At 66.3% G+C, this 24,526-nt stretch carries 24 protein-coding genes; 7 read left to right on the top strand and 17 right to left on the bottom strand.

Annotation, left to right across the window (positions count from 1 at the left end; all coding sequences use genetic code 11):
• Positions 1–6 precede the first annotated feature (6 nt).
• From GGR90_RS00805 to GGR90_RS00820, 4 genes are all read right to left on the bottom strand, one after another.
• Positions 7–1,530, bottom strand: a complete 1,524-nt coding sequence (locus tag GGR90_RS00805) for an XrtA system polysaccharide chain length determinant (protein WP_167918542.1) — start codon at positions 1,528–1,530, stop codon at positions 7–9.
• Positions 1,531–1,577: 47 nt separating this feature from the next.
• Positions 1,578–2,231: an XrtA/PEP-CTERM system exopolysaccharide export protein gene (locus GGR90_RS00810; RefSeq protein ID WP_167918544.1), complete on the bottom strand. Its 654-nt coding sequence runs from the start codon at positions 2,229–2,231 to the stop codon at positions 1,578–1,580.
• A gap of 171 nt (positions 2,232–2,402) precedes the next feature.
• Positions 2,403–3,632, bottom strand: coding sequence for a pyridoxal-dependent decarboxylase, exosortase A system-associated (locus tag GGR90_RS00815; RefSeq protein ID WP_167918546.1), 1,230 nt, complete (start codon positions 3,630–3,632; stop codon positions 2,403–2,405).
• A 126-nt stretch (positions 3,633–3,758) separates the two neighbouring features.
• A complete protein-coding gene (locus tag GGR90_RS00820; RefSeq protein WP_167918548.1) occupies positions 3,759–5,297 on the bottom strand; it encodes an acyl-CoA ligase (AMP-forming), exosortase A system-associated in 1,539 nt (512 codons plus the stop codon).
• Positions 5,298–5,332: 35 nt separating this feature from the next.
• On the opposite strand from GGR90_RS00820, the gene GGR90_RS00825 reads away from it, so the two are divergent.
• The 6 genes from GGR90_RS00825 (at position 5,333) to GGR90_RS00850 (ending at position 9,874) form a co-directional block, all read left to right on the top strand.
• Positions 5,333–6,328: a GNAT family N-acetyltransferase gene (locus GGR90_RS00825; RefSeq protein ID WP_167918550.1), complete on the top strand. Its 996-nt coding sequence runs from the start codon at positions 5,333–5,335 to the stop codon at positions 6,326–6,328.
• Positions 6,325–6,603 (top strand): phosphopantetheine-binding protein, encoded by a 279-nt coding sequence (locus GGR90_RS00830; RefSeq protein WP_167918552.1) that lies wholly within the window; start codon positions 6,325–6,327, stop codon positions 6,601–6,603. Before GGR90_RS00825 ends, GGR90_RS00830 begins: the two co-directional genes overlap by 4 nt.
• A 66-nt stretch (positions 6,604–6,669) precedes the next feature.
• The gene (locus tag GGR90_RS00835) at positions 6,670–7,350 is read left to right on the top strand and encodes an alpha/beta hydrolase family protein (protein WP_245198328.1); all 681 of its coding nucleotides are present in this window, start codon (positions 6,670–6,672) and stop codon (positions 7,348–7,350) included.
• Positions 7,335–8,132: a hydrolase 1, exosortase A system-associated gene (locus tag GGR90_RS00840; protein ID WP_167918556.1), complete on the top strand. Its 798-nt coding sequence runs from the start codon at positions 7,335–7,337 to the stop codon at positions 8,130–8,132. The genes GGR90_RS00835 and GGR90_RS00840 overlap by 16 nt, the downstream gene beginning before the upstream one ends.
• A gap of 517 nt (positions 8,133–8,649) precedes the next feature.
• Complete coding sequence (locus tag GGR90_RS00845) at positions 8,650–8,940, top strand: PspC domain-containing protein (protein WP_167918558.1); 291 nt, start codon at positions 8,650–8,652, stop codon at positions 8,938–8,940.
• Positions 8,941–9,202: 262 nt separating this feature from the next.
• Positions 9,203–9,874, top strand: a complete 672-nt coding sequence (locus GGR90_RS00850; protein WP_245198330.1) for a DUF6975 family protein — start codon at positions 9,203–9,205, stop codon at positions 9,872–9,874.
• Between the two features lie 33 nt (positions 9,875–9,907).
• Here GGR90_RS00850 and fghA read toward each other — a convergent pair whose 3' ends face one another.
• From fghA to GGR90_RS00915, 13 genes are all read right to left on the bottom strand, one after another.
• Entirely contained in the window at positions 9,908–10,756 is an 849-nt protein-coding gene (fghA, locus tag GGR90_RS00855) for an S-formylglutathione hydrolase (protein ID WP_167918560.1), read from the bottom strand.
• On the bottom strand, positions 10,753–11,256 hold the full coding sequence (locus tag GGR90_RS00860) for a prolyl-tRNA synthetase associated domain-containing protein (protein ID WP_167920745.1): 504 nt from the start codon (positions 11,254–11,256) through the stop codon (positions 10,753–10,755). The genes fghA and GGR90_RS00860 overlap by 4 nt, the downstream gene beginning before the upstream one ends.
• 12 nt (positions 11,257–11,268) lie before the next feature.
• On the bottom strand, positions 11,269–11,649 hold the full coding sequence (locus GGR90_RS00865; protein WP_167918562.1) for a VOC family protein: 381 nt from the start codon (positions 11,647–11,649) through the stop codon (positions 11,269–11,271).
• A 122-nt stretch (positions 11,650–11,771) separates the two neighbouring features.
• On the bottom strand, positions 11,772–12,644 hold the full coding sequence (purU, locus tag GGR90_RS00870) for a formyltetrahydrofolate deformylase (protein WP_167918564.1): 873 nt from the start codon (positions 12,642–12,644) through the stop codon (positions 11,772–11,774).
• Between the two features lies 1 nt (position 12,645).
• Positions 12,646–13,032 (bottom strand): VOC family protein, encoded by a 387-nt coding sequence (locus GGR90_RS00875; RefSeq protein ID WP_167918566.1) that lies wholly within the window; start codon positions 13,030–13,032, stop codon positions 12,646–12,648.
• Between the two features lie 13 nt (positions 13,033–13,045).
• Positions 13,046–14,158 carry an S-(hydroxymethyl)glutathione dehydrogenase/class III alcohol dehydrogenase gene (locus GGR90_RS00880; RefSeq protein WP_167918568.1) on the bottom strand — a complete coding sequence of 371 codons (1,113 nt, stop codon included), beginning with the start codon at positions 14,156–14,158 and terminating at the stop codon, positions 13,046–13,048.
• A 31-nt stretch (positions 14,159–14,189) separates the two neighbouring features.
• Positions 14,190–15,569 carry an L-serine ammonia-lyase gene (locus GGR90_RS00885; protein WP_167918570.1) on the bottom strand — a complete coding sequence of 460 codons (1,380 nt, stop codon included), beginning with the start codon at positions 15,567–15,569 and terminating at the stop codon, positions 14,190–14,192.
• A 221-nt stretch (positions 15,570–15,790) separates the two neighbouring features.
• Positions 15,791–16,405: a superoxide dismutase gene (locus tag GGR90_RS00890; RefSeq protein ID WP_167918572.1), complete on the bottom strand. Its 615-nt coding sequence runs from the start codon at positions 16,403–16,405 to the stop codon at positions 15,791–15,793.
• Positions 16,406–16,629: 224 nt separating this feature from the next.
• Positions 16,630–18,198, bottom strand: coding sequence for a cisplatin damage response ATP-dependent DNA ligase (locus tag GGR90_RS00895; protein ID WP_167918574.1), 1,569 nt, complete (start codon positions 18,196–18,198; stop codon positions 16,630–16,632).
• Positions 18,195–19,208: a ligase-associated DNA damage response exonuclease gene (locus tag GGR90_RS00900; protein WP_167918576.1), complete on the bottom strand. Its 1,014-nt coding sequence runs from the start codon at positions 19,206–19,208 to the stop codon at positions 18,195–18,197. The genes GGR90_RS00895 and GGR90_RS00900 overlap by 4 nt, the downstream gene beginning before the upstream one ends.
• Positions 19,208–20,635 (bottom strand): UdgX family uracil-DNA binding protein, encoded by a 1,428-nt coding sequence (locus GGR90_RS00905; protein WP_167918578.1) that lies wholly within the window; start codon positions 20,633–20,635, stop codon positions 19,208–19,210. The genes GGR90_RS00900 and GGR90_RS00905 overlap by 1 nt, the downstream gene beginning before the upstream one ends.
• The gene (locus GGR90_RS00910) at positions 20,632–21,882 is read right to left on the bottom strand and encodes a putative DNA modification/repair radical SAM protein (RefSeq protein WP_167918580.1); all 1,251 of its coding nucleotides are present in this window, start codon (positions 21,880–21,882) and stop codon (positions 20,632–20,634) included. The genes GGR90_RS00905 and GGR90_RS00910 overlap by 4 nt, the downstream gene beginning before the upstream one ends.
• Positions 21,883–21,937: 55 nt before the next feature.
• On the bottom strand, positions 21,938–23,413 hold the full coding sequence (locus GGR90_RS00915; protein WP_342449867.1) for a sensor histidine kinase: 1,476 nt from the start codon (positions 23,411–23,413) through the stop codon (positions 21,938–21,940).
• 275 nt (positions 23,414–23,688) lie between these two features.
• Here GGR90_RS00915 and GGR90_RS00920 point away from each other — a divergent pair, with 275 nt between their 5' ends.
• On the top strand, positions 23,689–24,483 hold the full coding sequence (locus tag GGR90_RS00920; protein ID WP_167918592.1) for a response regulator: 795 nt from the start codon (positions 23,689–23,691) through the stop codon (positions 24,481–24,483).
• Positions 24,484–24,526: the final 43 nt, after the last annotated feature.

Below are 24,526 nucleotides of genomic sequence, written 5' to 3' on the forward strand. Positions count from 1 at the left end.
CCCCCGTCACGCAACCATGCCGCGCTGGATGAATTCGGCGACGAGCAGCAGCGCGTAGAGCCCGACGAGCGCGCCGCCTCCGCTGGCCAGCCAGACGAGCTTCTTGCGCCGTTCGACATGGCGTTCGGGCGTCACCACCTCGGTGATCGAGCCGATCACAGGCAGCCCGCTCGCGCGTTCGAGCTTCGCCGCGGTCGCATAGCTTGTCCGCACCTGGCCGAGGCCGAAGGCGGCAGCGATGCCGCCGCCGATGCCCGCGAGCAGGACAAGGGTCAGGAACAGCGGCCGGTTGGGCGCCGCGGGGCTCGTCGGCTTCGACGGCGGGTCGAGCAGCTCGATCTTGATCGCGTCGGTTTCGGTCTGCACCTCGCCGCGCAGCCGCACCTGCTCGCGCTGCCCGAGCAGCTTGTCATATTGCGCCTTGAAAGCGGTATATTCGCCGTTGATCCGGTCATATTCGGCCGCGATGCCGGGGTTCTGGATCTGTTGTGCGGTGATCTTCGCTATGTCGCCCATCAACTGGCTCTTGCGCGCCGACAGCGCGCTCACCGTCGCCTGACGCTCGGCGCGCATCGCGGCGAGCGTGGCATAGGCGGGGTTCTGGATGCCGCCGCCGCCCGCGCCTTCGCGATCGGCGATGGCTTTCAGCGAGACGATCTGGCTTTTGATCGCGATCATGTCGGGATGCGCGTCGGTCAGGCCGCGCGCGCGCATCGCCGACAGCTCGTTCTGCGCCCCCGCAAGCTGCTGGCGGGCGACACCGCCGCCGACGCCGCCCCCGCCGGGGATCGACTGCGGGGTCGAGGCGAGCTGGCCGTTCGCCGCCGCGAGCTGCGCCTGCGCCGATACGAGCTGCGAATCGATCTGGCCGAGTTCGGCGCGCGCCGCATCGACGCGCTGCGCGGGCGAGCCTGCGCCGCCGCCGATCAGCCCGATATTCTGCGCCTCGAACGCCGCGCGGCGCGCCTCGACCTCGCGCAGCGCCTTTTCGCGGTCGGCGATCTGCGAATCGAGGAATTTCAGGCTCTCGCGCGCGTTCATCCGGCCGCCGCGCAGCTGGGCGTCGCGAACCACGGTGATCAGGCTGTCGAGCACCCCCGACGCGAGCTTGGCATTGTCGGCGTCGGAAAGGCTGCCGACCGCGATGCTCGAGGTGATTTCGAAGATATTGTCCTGCTGCGGAACGACCTTGATATTTTTTTGCAGCATCGCGACCGTACCGGCCTTTTCGCGTTCGTTCGCGCCGGCAGGGAGCAGACCCGTCGTCGCCGCGACCTTTTCCATGTTGCGCGCGCTGGTCAGCGTCTCGCGGATCTGGTCGATCCGCGGCCCCCGAGCGCCGCCCGCGTCATCGGGCAGGATCTGGTTGATGTTGACGAGCAGGCGCGCGCGGCTGTCATAGCGGTTCGGGATCGACGCGATGGCGAGCCAGCCGAGGATGCAGATGCCCCACGCGACCGCGAGCACGAGCCAGCGGCGCGTCCAGACGCTGTGCACTGCCACCCGGAATTCGTCGTAGAGGCTGTTCATCGCTCGAATTGATCCTTGGGAGATGGGTGGGTGGCCGCCGGTCGATATCAGAACATGCTTTCGGGGATGATGATCACATCGCCCGGCTGGAGCCGCACGTTCGCCTTGATATCGCCGCGCTTGATCAGGTCATTAAGCCGCAGGGAGAATTCCTGCTGCTTCCCACTGCCCTTGTCGAAACGGACGAGTCGCGCCTTGTTCCCAGCGGCATATTCGCCCAGGCCGCCGACTGCAATCATCGCGTCGAGCACGGTCATATTGGCGCGGAACGGGATCGAGGCCGGTTTCTCGGTCGCGCCGACGATCCGCACCTGTTGCGAGAAGGTGCTGTTGAAGCTGGTGACGATCACGCTGACGATCGGGTCGGTGATATATTGGCTGAGCTGGAGCTTGATGTCCTGTTGCAGCATCGTGGGGGTTTTCCCCACGGCGGGCATGTCGGTGATCAGCGGCGTGGTGATGCGTCCGTCGGGGCGCACCTGCACTTTGCCGCCGAGTTCGGGGTTGCGCCACACGAAGATCTGGAGCTCGTCGAGCGGGCCGATGATATATCCCTCGCCCGGCCCTTCCTGATTCGCGACGAAATTCGCGCTGGGAAGCTGCGGCGCGCTGCCCGCCCCCATGCAGCCGGTGAGCGCGGTCGCGGCGATGCCGGAGACGAGCGCGGCGCGCGCGATGCGGAGCGAGGAAAACGAAGTCATAATCATCAACCTTTCGAGCCGCCGGGGGAGCCGCGGTCAGAACTTAAGCGGCGACAGCCATATCGTCAGCGTCCGTCCTTGCTCGAAAAGGGTGAACATAATGTTAGTATTGACATAAGTCTGGACCGCGGCCGCGCCAAACTGTCCCGATAGGGAACAGATCGCGCCGCGTCAGACGAGCATTTCGCGCGCCGGCCCCTGCCCGAGGAACGTCGCCGGGCTCGCGCTCGCGCCATAAGCGCCCGCCTGGAAGATCGCGATCAGGTCGCCGACGTCGGCGCGCGGCAGCGCGACCTGATCGCCAAGCCGGTCAAGCGGCGTGCAGAGGCAGCCGACGACCGACACGGTTTCGGCGGGCTCGCGGTCAAAGGCATTGGCCACGGCGATCGGATAGTTGCGGCGGATCACCGTGCCGAAATTGCCGCTCGCGGCGAGCTGGTGATGGAGGCCGCCGTCGGTGACGAGGAAGGTCTCGCCATGGCTGGTTTTGCGATCGACGACGCGCGTCAGATAGACCCCCGCCTCGGCGACCAGCCAGCGGCCGAGTTCCATCGCGAAGCGGCTGTCCGTGAGGATCGGGTCGCGCGCGCCCAGCGTTTCGCCGAGCGCCTGTCCGACCGCGGTCGCATCGACGGCGGTATCGCCGGGAAAATAGGGCACCCCCATGCCGCCGCCCAAGTTGACGAGCGGCGGCGCCCTGCCGATTTCATTCGCCAGCCGCGCGGCGAGCGCGACGGTCTGCGCCTGCGTGTCGGCGATGGCGCCGGCGTCAAGCGCCTGCGATCCCGCGAAAATATGGAAGCCCCGCCAGTCGGCGCCGGCATCGAGCAGACGGCGAACCAGCGTTGGAACGTCGGCGGCGTCGACCCCGAAGGGTTTGGCGCCGCCGCCCATCTTCATGCCCGACCCCTTGAGGTCGAAGTCGGGATTGACCCGCACCGCTAGACGCGGCGTGAGGCCGAGATGGTCCGCGATCGACAGCGCGCGTTCCGCCTCGCCCGCCGATTCGAGGTTGAGCGTCGCGCCGGCGATGATTGCCGCCTCGAGCTCGCGGTCGCGCTTGCCGGGGCCGGCGAAGCTGATGGCGGCCGCCGCCATGCCGCTCGCAAGCGCCGCCTTGAGCTCGCCCCCCGAGGCGACGTCGAACCCGTCGACGAGCCCCGCCATGAAGGCGAGCAGCGGCGCATAGGGGTTCGCCTTCATCGCGTAATGAAGCTGCACTTCGGCGGGCATCGCGGCGCGCCATTCGGCGGCGCGCGCGGCGAGCATCGCGCTGTCATAGACAAAGAGCGGCGTGTCGCCCGCGACGTCGGCGAGCGTTTCGGCGCGGTCACCGCCGATCAGCAGCATGCCGCTGACATCGGCCGCGAAGCCGGGCGGGATCGGACCGTGCGGCTTCATGCCATTCCTCCCGATCCCGGGCACAAATTCCATCTTCCGAACCCGCTCGTGTCGAGCGTAGTCGAGACACCCATCGGGGCAGCGCTCGGCCGAAGGGCATCTCGACTACGCTCGATGCGAACGGATTTATTGGGCATCATCATGCTCCTGCGTCCAGCCCGCGGCGATGGCGACGCGATCGAGCTTGCCGTTCGGGTTTCGCGGCAGTTCATCCCGCCATTCGACGGTCTGCGGCTGCATGAAATTGGGGAGGTTCTGGCGGAGATAGACGGCGAGCCCCTCTTCGTCCGCAGCGCCGCCCCTCCCGCGCACGATCAGCACGATCGCGGCGCCGAGCCGCGGATCGGGCACGCCGAAGGCGACGGCTTCATAGATCAGCCCCGACGCGACCGCGACATCCTCGACCTCGGTCGGGCTGACGCGGTTGCCCGCGGTCTTGATCATCGCATCGTCGCGGCCGACGAAAGTGAGGAGTCCCGACGCGTCGCGGCGGACGGTGTCGCCCGACCAGACCGCGGTGCCGCCATAGCGCGAGGCGGCAGGGGCGGGTTTGAAGCGCTGCACGGTGCGTTCTTTGTCGCGCCAATAACCCTGCGCTACCAGCGGCCCGGTATGGACGAGTTCGCCCGGCTCGTCGTCGGCGGTGATGCTACCGTCGGGGCGGCAGACGAGGATTTCGGCGTGCGGGATCGCGCGGCCCATCGAGGTCGGATGATCGGCGACGAGCGCGGGGTCGAGATAGGTCGAGCGGAACGCCTCGGTGAGGCCGTACATCGGGTAGATGTCGGCTTTGGGGAAAGTCCGGCGCATCGCGTCGATCAGCGACGGGGTCAGCGCGCCCCCGCTGTTGGTCAGGCGTTTCAGATGGGCCGCGGTGTCGGCGGGCCATTCGGCCTCGACGAGCTGCACCCAGAGCGGCGGCACCCCCGCGAGCGTCGTTGCCTTGTGCCGCCCCACCGCCTTCACGACATCCCGCGCGGTCAGATAGTCGAGTGGGGCGAGTGCAGCCCCCGCATACCAGCTCGAAAGCAGCTGGTTCTGGCCATAATCGAAGCTCAATGGCAGCACGCCGAGCACGCGGTCCTCGGGAATGATCTTGAGATAGGAAGCGACGCTCTCCGCTCCGAGCCACAGGTTCGCGTGGCTCAGCATCACCCCCTTCGGCCGCCCGGTCGAACCGCTGGTGTAGAGGATGGCGGCGAGGTCGCCCGGCTCGGCCATCGAGAGCGGCAGCCCCCCCCCGCCCGAATCGATCACCTCTTCGGCGATTTTCAGGTCCTGCAGCGCGCAATCCTCCGGACGCGCATCGCCGAGCATATCGGCGCGCGCGCCGTTCGTGATAAGCAGCTTCGCGCCGCTGTCGCCAAGAATATGCGCGACCTGCGGACCCTTGAGCAGCGGATTGACCGGCACATGGATCAGCCCCGCGCGCGCCGCGGCAAGCGGCATCAGGCAGGCCGCCCTTGTCTTCGCGCTCCAGCTCGCGACGCGCTCGCCGGGGCCGCCCGCCTGATCGAGCAGCCATGATGCAAGCCGGCCGACCCCGGCGTCGAGGTCGGCAAAGCTCGTGACCCGGTCGCCGATCAGCAGCGCAGCCGCATCCGCCGCGCCGCGCAGGGCGAGATGGTCGATCGGACGCGAAGATGGGTTTTCGGCTTTGGTCATCGGCTGTTAGGAGTGAGGTGATAGAGGGCCGCACCATGCAAGGGAACGGTGAACATCACGCTAATGATGAGCGGCTGCCCGCCACAGCGCGCGCGGTCGGCTTTGCGTCGCCGTTCGACCGGCCGGAATGGTTCGACCTTTTGGAAGCCCACGGCTTCGCGGGCCGAGGCCGTTTCGATGCGCATGGCAGCGCCGGTTCGACGGCGGCATGGCTGCCGCTGCGGACTGAAAAGCCCGGTGTCTTCGCCGGACTCACCAACTGGTACAGCTTTTCGATCCGTCCGCTTTTTACCGGCGAAGACCAGCGAGTCGACGCCGCGCGTGCGCTCTTCGCCGATCTTCGCCGAAACGCCGCACGCCTCACACTCTACCCTGTCTCCGAAACTGCGGAGGTTGCCGTCGCGCTCCGTGACGCGGGCTGGTGGGTCAAGGAAACGCCCGCCGGCGACCGCCATTGGCTCGACCTCGGCGATATGGACCATGACGCTTGGTGGGCGAGCCGGCCCGGCGCGCTGCGCAATACCGTCCAGCGCAAGGCCAAAAAGGGCATCGTCGACATCCAGCTACTCACCGATTTCGATCCGGGAAGCTGGGCGGCGTATGAGCAAATCTATGCCGCGAGCTGGAAACCCGAAGAGGGTCATCCTGCGCTGCTCCGCGCCTTTGCGGAGGCCGAGGGTGCGGGCGGACGCCTCCGCATGGGGATCGCGCGGATCGAAGGCGTGCCGGTCGCGGCGCAATATTGGACGGTCGAGGACGGCACCGCCTTCATCCACAAGCTCGCGCATGTCGAGGACAGCCTGAAAGCCTCGCCCGGCACATTGCTCTCGGCAGCGCTGTTCCGTCATGTCATCGAGGTCGACGGCGTGAAACGCGTCGATTTCGGCACCGGCAACGACGCCTATAAGCGCGACTGGATGAACCGGCACGAGCCGCTGTGGCGTATCGAGGCTTTCAATCCGTCGCGGCTCGCGGCATGGGGGCCGGCATTGAAGGCTTTTGCCCGTTCGCTGCTGAGGAAAGAAAAGTGACCGAACCCGCCCATGAAGCATCCGGCGTCGATGCCGCCCTCCGCGCCCTGCTCGCCGACGTGCTCGGGCTCGGCGAAGCGCGGGCGGCCGCGCTGACCGAAGACAGCGGCTTGTTCGGCGAGCTGCCCGAATTCGATTCGATGGCGGTCGCGACGGTGCTGACCGAGATGGAAGACCGGCTTGGCATCGTCATCGACGATGATGAGGTCGACGGCGAAATCTTTGAAACCTATGGCAATTTGCTCGCATTTTCGCTGCGCAAGGTTGCCGATTGAGGGCGATGCTTATCCCTCCTTACCGTCATCCCGGCGAAGGCCGGGATGACGATTGGGAGAAGACGAATGGTCGCACTCTCGGCCGAACATCAACTGCGCATCGACCCTACCGGCGCGCCCCGCGCCACCGTCGTCATCGTCCCGCCGCTGTTCGAAGAAGCGAACCGTACGCGCCGCACCTTGGTGCTCGCGATGCGCGCGCTCGCGGCCGACGGCTTTGCGGCGGTGCTGCCCGACCTGCCGGGGCAGAATGAAAGCCTCGTGCCGCTCGCCGATGTCGATCTCGAACGATGGCAGGACGCATTGGTCGAGGTCGTCGCGACGATCGATGGACCGGCGATCGTTGCATCGGTGCGCGGCGGGGCGCTGATCGATCACCGGGTCAAAGCCGCGGCATGGTGGCGGCTCGCGCCCACCGGCGGCGCGTCGCTGCTCCGCACCCTGCTCCGCGCCCGCGTCACGGCGGATCGCGAGTCGGGTGTGACCTCGTCGCTCGAAAGCCTTCAAGCCGCGGCGCAGTCCGAAGTCCTGCTGCTCGCGGGCAATGCGTTATCGCCCGCGATGGTCGCGCAACTGAGCGCCGCCGAAGCGCAACCGGTCGAACCGCTGCGCAGCATTGGCGTAGGCAACGACGGCATTGCGGGAACCCCGCTCTGGCTGCGCGCCGAACCCGGCGAGGATGCCGCGATGGCGCGCGCCGTCGCCACCGACATCGCCGTGTGGAGCAAGACATGCGGCATCAGCTGACCTTCGACTGCGAAGGCGCCGCGCTCGCCGCGTCGCTCGACGATGCGCCCGCCAGCACCGGGCTGTTGATCGTGTCGGGCGGCAATGAAATCCGCAGCGGCGCGCATCGCGGCATGGCGACGCTGGCGCAGCGCGTCGCGGCGGCGGGCCATCCGGTGTTCCGCTTCGACCGGCGCGGGATCGGCGACAGCGAAGGAGAAAACCGCGGGTTCGAAAACGGCGGTCCCGATATCAGCGCGGCGATTGCGGCGTTTCGCGGGGCGGCACCCCACGTGACGCGCATCATCGGCTTCGGCAATTGCGATGCGGCGAGCGCGCTGTTGCTTCACCAGCCGCTTGCAATTGACGCGCTGGTCCTCGCCAATCCCTGGACCTATGACGGCGACGAGGCGAAGCCATCGGACGAGCCCGCGCTGCCGCCCGCCGCCGCGATCCGCGCGCGCTACTTGGCGCGGCTGAAGGACCCGAAGAGCCTGCTCCGCCTGTTCAGGGGCGAGATCGATTTCCGCAAGCTTTTTCGCGGCCTGTCCGCACTCGGGACGCCCGCGACACCGGCCGCGCCTGACAGCCTGGCCGCGCGGATCGACCGCGCGATCGCCGAACTGGGCGCACCCGCGACGATCTTGCTCGCGACAGGTGATCGAACGGCGCAGGCCTTTGTCGAAAATTGCCAAGCGGCGCTGAACCGCGTGAAGATCGAGAAGCTCGCAAGCGCCTCGCACAGCTTCGCGGGGGACGATGGTGCGTGGCTGGCGGATTGGATTCTCGGAATATTGAGGTGATTATGTCGCTGACCTCGATGCCGAGGGCGGCTTTGGGGTGGGGAGCGGCCGTTCCTCTGTTTCCGTTCGTGTCGAGCGAAGTCGAGACACCCATCGACGCAACGCCCAGCCCGAGGAGCATCTCGAGCTGAAGTTTATCCTGAGCGCCTGCCAAGGCCGTCGAAGGGCTCGATGCGAACGGAGTTGGGAGTGCATGTTCCTATCGGTTAGCGAACATGCGACAAAATTGCTGCATCGCACAATTATTATTCCCTCCATCTTTAAATCTTCATATTTGCCCATCACATAGCGGCTCGCCGTCACCATCGGCGGCTTCATGGTCGGTTCAGGCGTCACCCATCAAATGGTGACACTTCCCATTCAATGGGAATCGATTCACGAACAATATCGTCGCCGAAGGCGGTGAAAACGGGAAAAAGCCCGGAAATTCGAGGGACTGCGGAAATTGGCACGGCCTTTGCGATGCAGCCTGCATCTGCGCGGGGCGATGCCCGCAGCCAAAGGGAAAGACGAAAAAATGGACAGTGAAACCACCAACATCTTCCGCCGCCGCGACACCTTCTTCGGTATCTGCGAGGCCGTGGGCCAGGATTTCGGCTTCAACCCGCTGTATCTGCGCCTGGCGTTCATCGCGCCGCTCTTTTTCTTCCCCGTCCAGACCTTTGCGGCCTATTTCGCGCTCGGTCTCGTCGTGCTCGCATCGCGGTTGTTCTTCCCCGCGAAGACCGCCGGCCAGCCCGCGCTGACCACGATCGAAGCCGACGCACCGAAAGCCGACAAGGCTGAAGAACTCGCACTCGCGGCTTGAGCGGTCCCGGCCGGGCATCCCTCTCCCCGTCTGGCCCCTCCGCTCCGATGGCGCCCCGGCGCCATAGCATGGGACCGGCAATCTTCTCCCCGGGGCTTGCCGGTCCCTTTGGTTTCCGCTCGACTTGTTCCTGACTGACACAGGCTCACCGCAAATCAAAACGCCGCTTATAAACGCGTCGTTTACGACGTTGCCCTATGACCGATCGCTGACATTCCATCGGCTTGGGCCTCCGCGCCCCTGCCACAGCGAGGATCGAGCGTTGAGCCAGTCGCCCCAGCCCAAAACGCAGACGCGCGGCGCCGCCGAAATGCTCGATACGCTCGTCGCCAGCGACGGCACCGGCGCGCACCCGCACGTCCGCTCGGGCGCCCTGTCAAGCGGGCCCGAGGCGATGCGCAATCTCGCCGACGCGGTGCATTTCCTTTGCCTTCTCCACGGCCGCCACCCCGGCGTCATCGACAATGCCGCGCGCAAGGCGGTCGATCCAGCGTCGCGCCGGTGGATGGACGAAGCCGCCGAAGCTTTCGTCCTTGAGCGCGCCTTCCTGTCGAAAATCGCCTCGGCGGTCGGCCCCGTGCCGAGCACCCAGGGTCAGGCGCAGTGCGAGGCCGCGGTCGCCGCGCAGCGCAAGGCGCTCGACATGCTCGCCGAATCGGATCGCCACGGCTGCGCGCTCGGCGCCGCGATCGCGCTGACGCTCGACTGGCGGACGATCCGCGTGCTGCTCGACATCAGCGCGCTGCGGCTCGACCTGATGCCGCCGACCTGCACCCTGCCCGATTTGCCGGGAACCGCGCGGCTCGCCGCTACGGTCGCCGACACCCCCGCGATCGAGCGCGCGATGCTGTTTGGTGCGCAGCAGCTCGTCACGCAGCACAGCGGCCTGTGGGACCTGATGGCCGCGCGCGCCGCAAGCCGCGCGCATCCCTGATCGCCTTCCCGCGCGGGCGGGAGGGAAGAAAACTCACGCCTTCAACCGCTCCGCATGCCACGCGACATGCTCGGCCATAAAGGTCGAGATGAAATAATAGCTGTGGTCATAGCCCGGCTGCATCCGGATGTCCGCCTTCTGCCCGTTGCGTTCGCACGCCTCGACCAGCAATTCGGTCTTGAGCTGCTCGGCGCGGAAATTGTCGGCGTCGCCCTGATCGACGAGCAGGTCGGGCACGCGCAGCCCCTGATCGAGCAGCGCGCACGCGTCATAGGCGTGCCAATCCTCGCGGTCGTCGCCAAGATAGCCCGTCAGCGCCTTTTCGCCCCACGGGCACCTCGACGGTGCGACGATCGGCGAGAAGGCCGACACCGACCGGAAGCGATCCTGACCCCGCAGGCCGATGGTCAGCGCGCCATGCCCGCCCATCGAATGGCCGGTGATCGCCTGCCGCTTCAGATCGGCGCTCGCGAAATTGCGCAGGATCAGCGAGGGCAGCTCATCCTCGATGTACGAGCGCATCCGGTAATTCTTCGCCCACGGCTCGGCGGTCGCATCGACATAGAAACCCGCGCCCAGCCCGAAATCATAGGCCGCATCGGGATCGTCCGGCACGCCTTCACCGCGCGGGCTGGTGTCGGGCGCGATGAAGATCACGCCATGCTCGGCGCACGCGGCGCGATATTCGCCTTTCTCCACGACATTGGCGTGGGTGCAGGTCAGCCCGGAGAGATACCAAAGCACGGGCAGCTTCGCGCCATCTTCATGGTCGGGGACGAACACCGCGAAACTCATGTCGGTGCCGGTCGTGGTGCTGGCATGCTTGTACACGCCCTGCGTCCCGCCATGGCTGCGAACGGTGGAAAGGGTTTCGATGGTCATGCGGGTTCCTGAACGGGGATGGCCGCGACGAGCGGCCGATGTCCCCAATGACGCAAGAGGTCGAGGATCGTTGCGCCGGCGAGTCCAAGCGTGCCGGTGTTGCGAAGCGGGTGGACGTTCACCGTCTCCGCGGCCGCCAGCCCTGCGTCGAGCACCACCGCGATGCTTCCCGGCGCCGCGTTGATCGCGGCGAGCGGGGTTACCGATCCGGGCGCAATGCCGAGCAACCGCTCCATATCCTCCGCCTTGCCGAAGCTGACCCGCTTGCTGCCGATCGCGGCGGGCAGCGCCTTCAGGTCGACGCGCGCCTCCGACGGCACCGTGACGAGCCAGAAGGCGCCGCCCTTGTCCTTCAGGAACAGATTCTTGGTGTGCGCGCCCGGCATCGCGGCATGCACCGCGTCGCTCTCGGCAACGGTAAACACCGCCTCATGTTCGTGCGCGGCAAAGGGGATCGCGAGCACGCCCAAATCGGCCAGCAATCCCGCTTCGCCTCGCATCATATTATCGGCTCAGACGACGCGGTGTAGCGCGCAAAGCTTGTTGCCCGACGGATCGCGCAGATAGGCGAGATAGAGCTGGCCGAAACCGCCTTCGCGCACGCCCGGCGGGTCTTCGATCGACGTACCGCCCGCGGCGATGCCGGCGTCGTGCCACGCATTTGCCTGCTCGGGATTTTCCATCGCGAAGCCGATCGTGCAGCCGTTGCCGATCGACGCGGGTTCGCCGTCGATCGGCGCGCCGACGAGGAACAGCCCGCCCTTGTGCATATAGATCAGACGTCCCTTGTCGTCGACGATCGCCGGCTTGCCGCCGATCGCCTGAAAGGTCGCGTCATAGAATTTCTTCGACGCCTCGATGTCGTTCGATCCGACCATATTGTGACTGTACATGGCTTTATGCTCCTCCTGATTCTGGTTGCGATTCGATACCTACCCTGCCCCGCCGGTCAGGACCAGCTGCCATCATGTTCGCGGGTTCCCCGAAAATGACGAACGCGCAAGCAGCGCACGCCCTAACGAAAGACCACCGTCTTGCGGCCATCGATCAGCACGCGCTGTTCGGCGACCCAGCGCACCGCCCTCGCGAGTACCTGCGCCTCGGTATCGCGGCCGATGCGGATCAGTTCGTCGACGCCGTCGCGGTGATCGACGCGCTCGACCGCCTGTTCGATGATCGGCCCCTCGTCGAGGTCGCTCGTCACGAAATGCGCGGTCGCGCCGATCAGCTTGACCCCGCGCTCCTGCGCGCGATGATAGGGCTTGGCGCCCTTGAAGCCGGGCAGGAAGCTGTGGTGGATATTGATGCAGCGCCCGGCGAGCCGATCTGACAGGCCGGTCGACAGCACCTGCATATAGCGCGCGAGCACCAGATATTCGGCGCCACCCCGTTCCATGACGTCAAGAATCGCCGCTTCCTGTTCGGCGCGGTTCGCATCGCTCACCGGCAGATAATGGAAGGGCACGCCGTGCCATTCGGAGAGCCGCCGCTGCGCCTCGTGATTCGACACGACGCCGGCCACGTCGATCGCGAGGTTGCCCGTCGACCAGCGGTGAAGCAGATCGTTGAGGCAATGGCTGCCCTGCGACACCGCGATCACGAAGCGCGGCTTCGCGGTCCGGTCGCTGATCCGCGCGTCCATCTGGAACCGCTCGACGATCGGCGCGAACGCCGCCTGCACCCCCGCCAGCCCCTCGGGAAAACGCGGCCCTTCGCCGCGAAATTCGACGCGCATAAAGAAGCGCCCGGAATCGAGATCGGCATATTGCTGGCTGTCGAGGATGAAGCCGTCGCGCTCCGCGAGCAGCCCGGTCACCGCCGCGACGATCCCGACCGCATCGACGCAGCTGAAGGTCAGCACATAGGCGGGTGCGCGATCGTCCGCCATCTCAGCCCGAAATCTTGTGCGTCGCGCACAGCTTGTTGCCGGCGGGATCGCGCAGATAGGCGAGATAGACGGTGCGTCCCTCGGTGGCATGGCGGATACCCGGCGGATTCTCCGCCGTGGTGCCGCCATTCGCGACCCCGGCGGCGTGCCAGGCATCGACCGCATCGGTCGATGGCGCGAGGAATCCCAAGGTATGCCCGTTGCCGCAGGCGGCGGTTTCGCCGTTGACCGGATGGGTGAGGATCAGCCGGCCGCCGGCGTGCATGTAGATCAGCCGCCCGCGCTCATCGATCACGCCCTCGGGCGCGCCGAACACGCCGAGAACCGCGTCGTAAAACCGCTTGCTCGCCGCGATGTCGTTCGACCCCAGCGCCACATGGCTGAACATGAAGTGCCTTCCCTCAGTAAACGACGACGCTGCGGATGCTTTCCCCCGCGTGCATCAGGTCGAAGCCCTTGTTGATCTCTTCCAGCCCCATGACGTGGGTGATCATCGGATCGATCTCGATCTTGCCGGTCATATACATGTCGACGATCTTGGGCACGTCGGTGCGCCCCTTCGCCCCGCCGAACGCGGTGCCGCGCCAGTTGCGCCCGGTAACGAGCTGAAACGGCCGCGTCGCGATTTCCTTGCCGGCCTCGGCGACGCCGATGATGATCGAGGTGCCCCAGCCGCGGTGGCAGGCCTCGAGCGCGGTGCGCATCACCTCGGTGTTACCCGTTGCATCGAAGGTGTAATCGGCGCCGCCGTCGGTCAGCTGCACGATCGCCGCGACGGTCTCTTCGCGGCTCATGCCCTTGGTATTGAGGAAGTCGGTCATCCCGAACTTGCGGCCCCACTCTTCGCGGTCGGGGTTGATGTCGACGCCGATGATCTGGTTCGCGCCGGCAAGCCGCGCGCCCTGGATCACGTTGAGCCCGATGCCGCCGAGCCCGAACACCACGACATTGTCGCCGACCTGCACCTTCGCGGTATTGATCACCGCGCCCACGCCCGTGGTGACGCCGCAGCCGATGTAGCAGGCGGGCTGGAAGGGCGCGTCCTCGCGGATCTTCGCGACCGCAATCTCGGGCAACACGGTGAAGTTCGCGAAGGTCGAGCAGCCCATATAATGGAAGATCGGCTGCCCCTTGTAGCTGAAGCGCGTCGTGCCGTCGGGCATCAGCCCCTTGCCCTGTGTCGCGCGGATCGCGGTGCAGAGGTTGGTCTTGCCCGAAAGGCAGCTTTTGCACTGGCGGCATTCGGGGGTATAGAGCGGGATCACATGGTCGCCGGGCTTCACCGACGTGACGCCCGCGCCGACCTCGCGCACCACGCCTGCGCCCTCATGCCCCAGCACGCTCGGGAAGATGCCCTCGCTGTCGAAGCCGTCGAGCGTATAGGCGTCGGTGTGGCAGATGCCCGTCGCCATGATCTCGACCAGCACCTCGCCCGCCTTCGGGCCTTCCAGATCGAGTTCGACGATCTCGAGCGGCTTCTTCGCTTCGAAGGCAACGGCGGCACGGGTCTTCATGGCACGAGTCTCCTTAGGTCTGCTCGCGCTATCAGCACTCCACGACGCTGACCGCAAGCCCGCCCTTCGACGTTTCTTTATATTTGTCGCGCATGTCGCGCCCCGTCTGCAGCATCGTCGCGATCACCGTGTCGAGGCTCACCACATGCGTACCGTCGCCGATCATCGCGATGCGGCTGGCGTCGATCGCCTTGATCGCGCCCATCGCGTTGCGCTCGATGCACGGGATCTGGACGAGGCCGCCAATGGGATCACAGGTCAGGCCGAGATTATGCTCCATGCCGATCTCGGCGGCGTTCTCGACCTGCGCGTTGGTGCCGCCCAAGGCCGCCGTCAGCCCGGCCGCCGCCATCGAGCAGGCGACTCCGACCTCGCCTTGGCAGCCGACCTCGGCGCCCGAGATGCTGGCGTTGCGCTTGTACAATGCGCCGACCGCGCCCGCGGCGAGCAGGAAGGTGCGCACGCCCTTCGCATCGCCGCGATAGCCGCGCCGGTAAAAGCGGATCACCGCCGGGATGATCCCCGCGGCGCCGTTCGTCGGCGCGGTGACGACCTTGCCGCCCGCGGCATTCTCCTCGTTCACCGCCATCGCCCACAGGTTGATCCAGTCCATCATCGCGAGCGGATCGGTCAGATTGGCTTCGTGGCGGTTGCGGATGTCGTCGGCGATCTGCGGCGCGCGGCGCTTGACCTTGAGACCGCCGGGCAGCACGCCCGTGCTGGAACAGCCGGCGTCGATCGACGCGTCCATCGCATCGGCGATCGCATCGATACCCGCCGTCACCTCGTTCGGCGGGCGGTGACGAACTTCGTTGGCGAACATCATTTCGGCAAAGCTGAGGCTCGACGCCTTGCCCATCTCGATCAGGTCGGCGCCCGAAGTGAAGGGATAGGGCAGTTCAACTTCGTCCTCGGCGCCGCGGCTGTTGCGCCCCGCCTCGTCCTCGTCGACGACGAAGCCGCCACCGATCGAGAAATACATGCGCTTCGCGAGGATCTCGCCGTCACCGTCGCGCGCGGTGAAGCTCAGGGCATTGCTGTGAAACGGCTGGCGCTGCTTCATCTGGAAATGCAGGTCGCTTGCCGGCTGGAAGCGCACGCGCTGGCGGCCGAGCAGGGTGAGGAAACCTTCACTCGTGGCGCGGTCCCAATGCGCCTTGATCGCGGCGAGGCTGGTCGAGGCGGGGATTTCGCCCGCGAGCCCCGCGACCACCGCGGTATCGGCAGCGTGGCCCTTGCCGGTCAGCGCCAGCGAGCCGTAAAGGTCGGCTTCGACATGCACGGTTTTCGCGAGCAGCGCCCGCTCGTCCAGCCAGACGGTGAAGCGCCGCGCCGCGACCATGGGGCCGACGGTATGCGAGCTCGAGGGGCCGACACCGATTTTGAAAAGTTCGAACAGGCTGATCGTCATGGCGGCGCTATAGGAGAAGGCGGACGATCCCGATAGGGGCGCGCGGGCCAATTTTCGTTACGGATTACACGAGCCGCAGAACCTGAACGCCCTGCTTCAAAAGAAAAGCGCGTGCTCCCGCGAAGGCGGGAGCCCATCTCCGGTCGGCGCCATTTTGAACCGTCAGGAGATGGGTCCCCGCCTTCGCGGGGACACACGGCATTTTCCTGAAAGCAAAGATATTACGCCGGGTAGGTCCACGTCCCGTCGCGCGCGAAATTCTCGGCGGCGAAATCCCAATTGAGCAGTTCGTCGACCACCGCGTCGACATAGGCCGGACGCAGATTCTTGCGGTCGATATAATAGGCATGTTCCCACACGTCGATCACGAGGATCGGCTTGATGCCCGCGACCAGTTCGGTGCCCGCGTCATGCGTGTCGGTGACCGACAGCGTGCCGTCGCGCGAGACGAGCCAGGCCCAGCCCGACGCGAAATGATTGACCGCGGTTTCCTTGAGCTTCTTCTTGAGGTCGCCCAGCGAACCGAAATCGCGCTCGATCGCGGCGAGCAGATCGCCCGTGGGCTCGGTCTTCGCGGGGCTCAGGCTTTCCCAATAGAAAGCGTGGTTCCACGACTGCGCGGCATTGTTGAACAGGCCCTTGTTGCCCGAACCTTCGGCGTGGTGGACGATTTCCTCGAGCGGCTTCGACGCGAGGTCGGTGCCCTCGATCGCGGCGTTGGTCTTGTCGACATAGGCCTTGTGGTGCTTGCCATGGTGCGTCGCCAGCGTGTCGGCCGAGATATGCGGCTCCAGCGCGTCCTGGGCATAGGGGAGAGGAGGATGGGCGATCGTCATGGCAGTCTCCTTTTTTATGGATTCGGGCCTTTAACTCGGTATCGCGCCGCCGAGTTGCAAGCCCGGGACGAGGAATTTTTCCCAAATCGCGACCTTTCCGAATCGCGACTTAAAGAGGTGCGTGTGTCCCCGCGAAGGCGGGGACCCATCTCCCGCCGGTTCGAAATCGCGCCGACCGGAGATGGACCCCCGCCTTCGCGGGGGCACACTCGTCGGGTTTGACGTCAGGTCACCATCGCTTGCAGCGTCGCGATCCGGTCGGCTTCCTCGGCGGGCTTGTCGCGGCGAATGCGCGATATGCGCGGGAAGCGCATCGCGAGCCCCGACTTGTGGCGCTTGGACGCGTGGATCGAATCGAAGGCGACCTCAAGCACAAGCGACTTCTCGACCTCGCGCACCGGGCCGAAACGGTTCAGCGTGTTGTCGCGCACGAACTTGTCGAGCCACTTCAATTCCTCGTCGGTGAACCCCGAATAGGCCTTCCCCACCGGGAGCAGCTCGCCCCCATCGGTCCAGCATCCGAAAGTATAGTCCGAATAGAAGCTCGCGCGGCGGCCGTTGCCGCGCTGCGCATACATCATCACGCAATCGGCGGTGAGCGGGTCGCGCTTCCATTTATACCAGAGCCCCGCGCGCCGCCCCGCGACATATGGCGCATCGCGGCGCTTGAGCATCACCCCCTCGATCGCGGCATCGCGCGCACCGGCGCGGCGCGTGGCGAGGTCGTCGAAATCGGCCGCGTCGATCACCTGCGACAGGTCGAAATGACTGTCGGCGAGCCGCGGCACGAACGCCTCCAACTGCCTGCGCCGTTCGCTCCACGGCAGGCCGCGCAGATCGTTGCCGTCAACCGCAAGCAGGTCATAGACACGCACGAAGGCGGGATAATCGGCGAGCATCTTCTTCGACACGACCTTGCGGCCGAGGCGCTGCTGCAAGGCGTTAAAGCTGGCCGCTTCACCCCCCTGCACCTCGCCGCGCACAAGCAGTTCGCCATCGATCACCGCGTCCTGATCGAACGCCGCGACGAGTTCGGGAAACGCCCCGCTGATCTCTTCGCCGCCGCGGCTGTAGATGCGCGTCTCGCCGCCACCGCCCACGATCTGGACGCGAATGCCGTCCCATTTCCACTCGGCGGCATAGTCGGCAAGGTCGACGCTGCCGTCCTCCAACGGGTGCGCAAGCATGAAGGGACGAAAGAAGGCGACGTCGGCAAGATCGGGCCGCTCCGCCCTACCCTCGCCCCACGCGAACAGCGGCGCATAGGGCGGCGCGATCGCGTGCCACAGCTCCTCGACATCGTCGACGGGCACGTCGAACGCCTGCGCGAACGCCTGTTTGGCGAGCCGCGCCGACACCCCGACGCGCATCCCGCCGAGTGCGAGCTTGAGCAAAGCATAACGTCCGTCGGCGTCGAGCCGGTCGAGCAGCGAGGCGACCACTGCGGGGGCGTCGCTGCGGCTGGTGGCAGCGAGCGCATCGACCGCCTCCGACACGCTAAGATCCGCCTTCTTCCCCTGCGCATCGGGCCACAACAGCGCCGCCGTCTCCGCCGTGTCCCCGACGAAATGCCGCGACAGACGAAACAATTCCTCGTCGACCCGCGTCGCGAGCAACGTCCGCACCGTCCCCGCCTTCACCGCCGGAAAGTCGAGGCTCTCGGTCAGCGCCGCGATCGCCCAGCCGCGATCGGGATTGGGCGTGTGGCGGAGATAATCGACGATCAGCGCGAGCTTGCTGTTACGCGAGCGCGTGTAGATCAGCCGGTCGATCAGGGCCGCAAAGCGCTTCACGCTTCCTCCTCCAGATCGCGGCCGACCAGATGCAGCGCGCGGGCTTTCCGCTGATGCAGCTCGCACCAGCGGAGCAGGCCGTCCTCGCTACCGTGGGTGATCCAGCTCTCCTTCGGGTTAACTTCGGCGATCGTCGCCGTCAGTTCGTCCCAGTCGGCGTGATCCGAGATCACCAGCGGCAGTTCGACCATCCGCTGCCGCGCCCGCTGGCGCACACGCATCCAGCCCGACGCCATCGCGGTGACCGGATCGGGCAGCCGCCGCGACCAGCGATCATTGAGCGCCGAGGGCGGCGCGAGGACGATCTGCCCCGCCATCTCGGCCTTGTCGGTTTCCGACACGAGCCGCAGTTCGCCGAGGTCGACCCCATGGATCGCGTAGAGCTGGCACATCTTCTCGAGCGCGCCATGGATATAGATCGGCGCATCCCACCCCGCACCGCGCAGCTCTGCAATCACCCGCTGCGCCTTGCCAAGCGCATAGGCGCCGACGAGCACCGCACGGTCAGGTTCGGCGCGCACCGCGCCGATCAGCTTGGCGATCTCGTCGCCGGTCGGGGGATGGCGGAACACCGGCAGGCCGAACGTCGCCTCGGTGACGAAGATGTCGCACGGCACGACCTCGAAGCGTGCGCAGGTCGGGTCGGGCCGCCGCTTGTAATCGCCGGTCACGACGATCCGTTCGCCCTGATATTCCATCAAAATCTGCGCGCTGCCGAGCACATGTCCCGCCGGGTGAAAGCTGAAGCGCACCCCGCCGCGCTCGAAGCCGTCGCCATATTCATACGCCTGATTATGGCTCGCCTCGGCATCGACGCCATAGCGCAGCGCCATGATCGCGAGCGTTTCGGGCGTCGCAAACACCGCGCCATGGCCGCTGCGCGCATGGTCGGCGTGGCCATGCGTCACCGCAGCGCGCTCGACGGGGCGCGACGGATCGATCCACAGGTCGGCGGGCTTGACGTAAATGCCGCTCGGATGCGGCTCGATCCAGGTCTTGGCCTTCGCCATCAGGCGGCGAGTTTCCGTGCGCGGATCAGGTCGGCGACGAACGCCTTGCGCTCCTCGGCGGCGCGTGTCCGGTCGGGCATCCGCAGCAGGAAGGACGGATGAATCGTCGCCACCAGCTTCGCACCGCCTTCCAGCTCGTGCGCCGCGCCGCGCATCGACTTGATGCTCGCGCTCTTGCCCGTCACGCCGCGCAGCGCGCTAGCGCCCAAGGTGACGATCAGCTCGGGCTGGACGAAGGCGCGTTCCTTGTCGAGCCACCAGCGGCAGATGTCGATCTCGCCGGTCGTCGGATTTTGATGCAGCCGCCTTTTGCCGCGCGGCTCGAATTTGAAATGCTTGACCGCGTTGGTGAGGAACAGCCGTTTGCGGTCGAGCCCCGCCTCCTCCAGCGCCTCGTTCAGCACCTGTCCCGCCGGCCCGACGAACGGCCGGCCCTGCAAATCCTCCTGATCGCCGGGCTGCTCGCCGACGAGCATGATCCGCGCCGCCTTCGGCCCCTCGCCCGCCACGCCCTGCGTCGCGTGGCAATAGAGCGGGCAGCGTTTGCACTTGTCGACCGCGCGCGCCAGTTCATCCAGCGTCTTCACATCGTTATCGAGGGCCAATTCGTCGGGCACGCGCGTCCGCCATTTCTCGGTCAACGGGTTTGCCAGAGAAACGGCGGTCTCGCGCATGCGTTCCACCCGCGCCTCCGCCCCCGCGAGCAGCGGCGCGATATCCTGCGCCTCGGGCAGATTCTTCCAATATTTTTTCGGCATCTCGGCGCGCATCGCGTCGACCTTGACCCGCGCGGGATTGAAGATCGCGCCATAATAGGTGCGCCACTGATCCTCGACGACATCGCTATCGGGCACCTCGTCCTTCGTCCCCCCAGGGCCGTAGGTGAGCGTCTCGTCCTGCCAGATCGCGCGCGCGTCGGGGGTGACAATCGCCCAGTCCATCCCGGTAAAGCGCCGCTGAAAAAAGGGTGCGGTCAGCCGGAGGATGCGATGCGACGGTTCGAACCAAGCCGCGAAACGCTCGCGCCCCGCCGCTTCGCCTACGCGCCGGAAACGCACGAAGGCGTGCATCTTGTGGACATCGCGGCGGATCGCCTTGTCGGCCCCCCGCAGCCAATCAACCTCGGCGTCGGTCGTCCGCGCGAGCAATTGCCGGTCGCGCGCCGCGCGCCAGATCACGCGATAGAGCCGCGCCGGGACTTCGGGGTCGCGGTGGCAGATCACGCGCTCGGCAATTTCGAGCAGTTCGCGCGGCAGCGACACCGCGGCGCCGGGCGCAGCCACCACCGCGTCGCCGAACAGCGACGCACCTTCGCCGCCGCCGCGCCAGCTCACATCCTCGGGCGCGACCCCGCCCGCGAGCAATCCTCGCGCCGCGCTCCGCCACTCGGCAAAGTCGCCGGCTGTTTTGAGGACGACCTCCCTCACAGCGCCAGCGCCAATTGCTCGGGCGGCGGCGCAAAGCGCGCGCGCAGATCGGCGCTGTCGGTGAGTTTGCCGGGTCGCCAGTCGGGCGTGACGATGAAGGGCAACAGCTTCTTCACCGACGCGGTCAGCTTTGCCAGATCGCCGAGCCCGAGCTTCCCCAGCCGCCGCGCCGCGACGATGCGGTCGACCGCGCGCGTCCCCAGCCCCGGCACGCGCAGCAGCAATTCGCGCGGCGCGCGGTTGATGTCGACCGGAAAGGCCTCGCGCCGCTGCAGCGCCCAGGCGAGCTTGGGATCGATGGTCAGGTCGAGCATCCCTCCGCTCGCCCCCTCCATGATCTCGGCGCGCTCGAAGCCATAGAAGCGCAGCAGCCAGTCGGCCTGGTAGAGCCGGTGCTCGCGCATCAGCGGCGGCCGCACCGGCGGCAGGTCGCTGCTCGCGTCGGGGATCGGGCTGTACGCCGAATAATAGACGCGGCGGAGCTGATAGCCCGAATAAAGGTTGCTCGCGGTCTTCAATATATCGTCGTCGCGCGCGGCATCGGCGCCGACGATCATCTGCGTCGATTGCCCTGCGGGCGCGAAGCGCGGCGGCCTCGCCTTGCCGATCAACCGACTCTTCGCCGCATCGATCGCGTCGTCGGCGCCGATGCGCACCGACGCCATCGTCTTGCGGATCGTCTCGGGCTTCTTTTCGGGCGCGAAGCTCGACAGGCCCGCCTCGGTCGGCAACTCGACATTGGTCGACAACCGGTCGGCATAAAGCCCGGCCAGTGCGATCAACCCGGGGTCGGCGCCCGCGATCGTCTTCAGATGGATATAGCCCTGAAAGCGATGCTCCTCGCGCAATATGCGCGCGACCTCGACCAGCTGCTCCATCGTATAATCCTCGGAGCGGATGATGCCCGACGAGAGAAACAGCCCCTCGATATAGTTGCGCTTGTAGAAATCGAGCGTCAGCCGCACGACTTCCTGCGGGCTGAAGCGCGCGCGTTCGACATTGCTCGACGCGCGGTTGATGCAGAAGCGGCAGTCATAGATGCAGAAGTTGGTGAGCAATATCTTGAGCAGCGAGATGCACCGTCCGTCGGGCGCATAGCTGTGACAAATGCCCATGCCCTCGGTCGATCCGATGCCTTTCGTTTCGGTCGAGTCGCGTTTCACCGTCCCCGACGAGGCGCACGACGCGTCATATTTCGCCGCGTCGGCGAGCACGGCCAGCTTTTCGAGAATCGCTTTGGCGGACATGACCCATGACTAGCATGGGAACATAGAGAGAACAAATAATCCAGGTTAAGTGCGCTTAAGCCTCGCGCCACCGCGCGGGCAGCGTGATGTCGACGACCAGCCCGCCGGGCTCCCAATGCCGTTCGATCGTGCCGCCGAGATTATTCTTGACGCTGCGCTCCATCAGCAACGTGCCGAAACTGGTGCGCTCGGGCACGGCGACTTCGCGGTCACCGCCGCTTTCGGCCCAGGTCAGGCGGAACCTGCGATCGTCGCTGCCCTCGGCCTCCTGCGTCCAGCTCACCTCGACCCGGCCGTTCGCGCCGGTCAACGCGCCATGCTTCGCGGCATTGGTCGCGAGTTCGTTGAAGAAAAGCGCCATCGCGACGAGCGCATTTTCGGGAAGCAGCAGGTCGGGCCCCGACCAGCGGATGCGCGGGAAGGCGGCCTCGACCTCGCGCAACAGCGCGTGCATCGACCCCGTCATGAAATTGGCGCCGAGCAGCACATTCTGCGCGCGGTTGAGCGCGTCGAGCCGGCTGCTGATCCGCTCGACATAATCGTCGACATCGCGCGCCGCGTGACGGGTGAGCGAGATGATCGCGCTCACCGTCGCGAACAGGTTGCGCATCCGGTGGTGCAGTTCGCGCATCAGCAGATTGGCGTTTTCCTGGCGGCTCTTCTGCTCGGTGATGTCGATGCTGATCCCGGTCAGCCGCGCGTCGTTCGACCATACGTCCCAGTCACCGCGCGACGCGATCCAGCGCATGCCGCGCTCGGGATGCTGGAGACGATGCTCGACCGAATAGGGAAGGCCGCCGTCGCGCGATTCCTCCAGCGCGGCGGTCACCCGGTCGCGATCCTCGGGCGGCATGTGCGCCAGCAGGTCGTCGGCGGTGAACAGCGCACTTTCATAGTCGGCGCCGAACAATTCGGCGACCGCGCCGTGCCACGACATCTCGCCGCTCTGCGGATGCAGCTGCCACGTCGCGATCCCCGAAAAATCGAGCGCGCGTTCGAGCATTCGCCGCGCCTCGTCGCGCTCGACGCCAATGCGGCGCAGGTCGGCTTCGGCCATGATAATGCCGGCGAAATCCTCCAGCCGCTCGAGCTCGGCGGCGGTGAGCGGCGCGCGTTCTTCGCGGTCGATCAGGCACAGCGTCCCGAGGATCGCGCCATTATAGGCGCGCAGCGGCACTCCGGCATAGAAACGGATATGAAGATCGCCGGTGACGAGCGGATTGTCGCGAAAGCGCGGGTCGCTCGTCACGTCGGTCACCACGACGGGCCGGCCCTCGGCAATGACATATTGGCAAAAGCTGATCCCGCGCGGCGTTTCCGCGGTGTCGAGACCATGGCTCGACTTGAACCACTGGCGGCATTCGTCGACGAGCGACACCAGCGCGATCGGCACGCCGAAAAGGTCGGCGACCATCTTGGTCACACGATCGAATGCCGGTTCGGGCGGAGTATCCATGATGCGATATTCGCGAAGCGTGTCGAGGCGCAGCCGCTCGGCCCGTTTCGCCTCTTCGCTGCCCCCATCCGACACTTGCCGTCCCCCGCCGTCGTGCGATGGCGCCCCATCGCTATATTCCCCGGGCCGCCGCTCTGCCATGGATATGGTCCCTACAAAAGCATCCTTGCCGCGCAACAAGAAAGTGGTGACATTCCACCAACTTACACCGCAGCTCTCTGGCGTCCCGGCTGAATCTACGCTTTAGTGCGCGACAAGTTGCAGTCGAACCTGTCGCTTTTTCGGCGTCCGTCAAGGGAACCGACCCGCACGGACACGCGTATGACTGCTCTCAAGAGGGAGGTGTTTTAATGACGTTGGGTGAGGAAATTCGGGGCCATCTGCCTTATCTGCGACGCTACGCGCGCGCGCTGACGGGGAGCCAGCAGCATGGCGACAATTTCGTTCACACCACCCTCGAAGTCATCGTCGCCGCTCCGCACGAATTCCACACCGGCGACGGCACGCGGATCGACCTCTACCGCAATTTTCACCGCATCTGGGAAAGCGCCTATATCGACGATGGCGAAGGCCGCGACGATGACGAGCATCCGCTGGTCCATGCCGCGCACCGGCGCCTCGTGCAGTTGACCCCGCTCGGCCGCCAGATCCTGCTGCTTACAGCGCTCGAGGGGTTTTCGGTCGAGGAGGCGGGGCTGATCACCGGCACCGACCGGCCGACGGTCGAGGCGCTGCTGACCGACGCGGTCGGCGAACTCGACCGCGAATCGCGCACCTCGGTGCTGATCATCGAGGACGAGCCGCTGATCGCGATGGAACTCGAACAGATCGTCCGCGACCTCGGCCACCGCGTCGCGGGAATCGCGACGACGCATGCGGACGCGGTCGCGGCGTTCGAGGAAACCGACGCCGGCCTCGTGCTCGCCGACATTCAGCTCGCCGACGGATCGTCGGGCATCGATGCGGTGCAGGACATCCTCGCGATCGCGCCGGTGCCGGCGATCTTCATCACCGCCTTTCCCGAACGGCTGCTCACCGGCGGGCGGGTCGAGCCGACCTTCCTGATCTCCAAGCCGTTCCGCGAAAATACGGTGCGCGCCGCGATCAGCCAGAGCCTGCTCTTTACCCCGCAGCTTGCGGCGTAACCCATAAGGGCGGCTCCGGCTTCCGGCGCCTCACCCGAAATTA

Origin of the sequence: Sphingopyxis italica (assembly GCF_011926545.1) — a bacterium.
Taxonomy (GTDB): Bacteria; Pseudomonadota; Alphaproteobacteria; order Sphingomonadales; family Sphingomonadaceae; genus Sphingopyxis; species Sphingopyxis italica.

Excerpts from the sequence above, each read along its gene's own strand:
- GGR90_RS00805 (WP_167918542.1), bottom strand. The coding sequence starts at position 1,530 with ATGAACAGCCTCTACGACGAATTCCGGGTGGCAGTGCACAGCGTCTGG.
- GGR90_RS00810 (WP_167918544.1), bottom strand. The coding sequence starts at position 2,231 with ATGACTTCGTTTTCCTCGCTCCGCATCGCGCGCGCCGCGCTCGTCTCC.
- GGR90_RS00815 (WP_167918546.1), bottom strand. The coding sequence starts at position 3,632 with ATGAAGCCGCACGGTCCGATCCCGCCCGGCTTCGCGGCCGATGTCAGC.
- GGR90_RS00820 (WP_167918548.1), bottom strand. The coding sequence starts at position 5,297 with ATGACCAAAGCCGAAAACCCATCTTCGCGTCCGATCGACCATCTCGCC.
- GGR90_RS00825 (WP_167918550.1), top strand. The coding sequence starts at position 5,333 with ATGCAAGGGAACGGTGAACATCACGCTAATGATGAGCGGCTGCCCGCC.
- GGR90_RS00835 (WP_245198328.1), top strand. The coding sequence starts at position 6,670 with ATGGTCGCACTCTCGGCCGAACATCAACTGCGCATCGACCCTACCGGC.
- GGR90_RS00840 (WP_167918556.1), top strand. The coding sequence starts at position 7,335 with ATGCGGCATCAGCTGACCTTCGACTGCGAAGGCGCCGCGCTCGCCGCG.
- GGR90_RS00845 (WP_167918558.1), top strand. The coding sequence starts at position 8,650 with ATGGACAGTGAAACCACCAACATCTTCCGCCGCCGCGACACCTTCTTC.
- fghA (WP_167918560.1), bottom strand. The coding sequence starts at position 10,756 with ATGACCATCGAAACCCTTTCCACCGTTCGCAGCCATGGCGGGACGCAG.
- GGR90_RS00860 (WP_167920745.1), bottom strand. The coding sequence starts at position 11,256 with ATGCGAGGCGAAGCGGGATTGCTGGCCGATTTGGGCGTGCTCGCGATC.
- GGR90_RS00865 (WP_167918562.1), bottom strand. The coding sequence starts at position 11,649 with ATGTACAGTCACAATATGGTCGGATCGAACGACATCGAGGCGTCGAAG.
- purU (WP_167918564.1), bottom strand. The coding sequence starts at position 12,644 with ATGGCGGACGATCGCGCACCCGCCTATGTGCTGACCTTCAGCTGCGTC.
- GGR90_RS00875 (WP_167918566.1), bottom strand. The coding sequence starts at position 13,032 with ATGTTCAGCCATGTGGCGCTGGGGTCGAACGACATCGCGGCGAGCAAG.
- GGR90_RS00880 (WP_167918568.1), bottom strand. The coding sequence starts at position 14,158 with ATGAAGACCCGTGCCGCCGTTGCCTTCGAAGCGAAGAAGCCGCTCGAG.
- GGR90_RS00885 (WP_167918570.1), bottom strand. The coding sequence starts at position 15,569 with ATGACGATCAGCCTGTTCGAACTTTTCAAAATCGGTGTCGGCCCCTCG.
- GGR90_RS00890 (WP_167918572.1), bottom strand. The coding sequence starts at position 16,405 with ATGACGATCGCCCATCCTCCTCTCCCCTATGCCCAGGACGCGCTGGAG.
- GGR90_RS00900 (WP_167918576.1), bottom strand. The coding sequence starts at position 19,208 with ATGGCGAAGGCCAAGACCTGGATCGAGCCGCATCCGAGCGGCATTTAC.
- GGR90_RS00910 (WP_167918580.1), bottom strand. The coding sequence starts at position 21,882 with ATGTCCGCCAAAGCGATTCTCGAAAAGCTGGCCGTGCTCGCCGACGCG.
- GGR90_RS00920 (WP_167918592.1), top strand. The coding sequence starts at position 23,689 with ATGACGTTGGGTGAGGAAATTCGGGGCCATCTGCCTTATCTGCGACGC.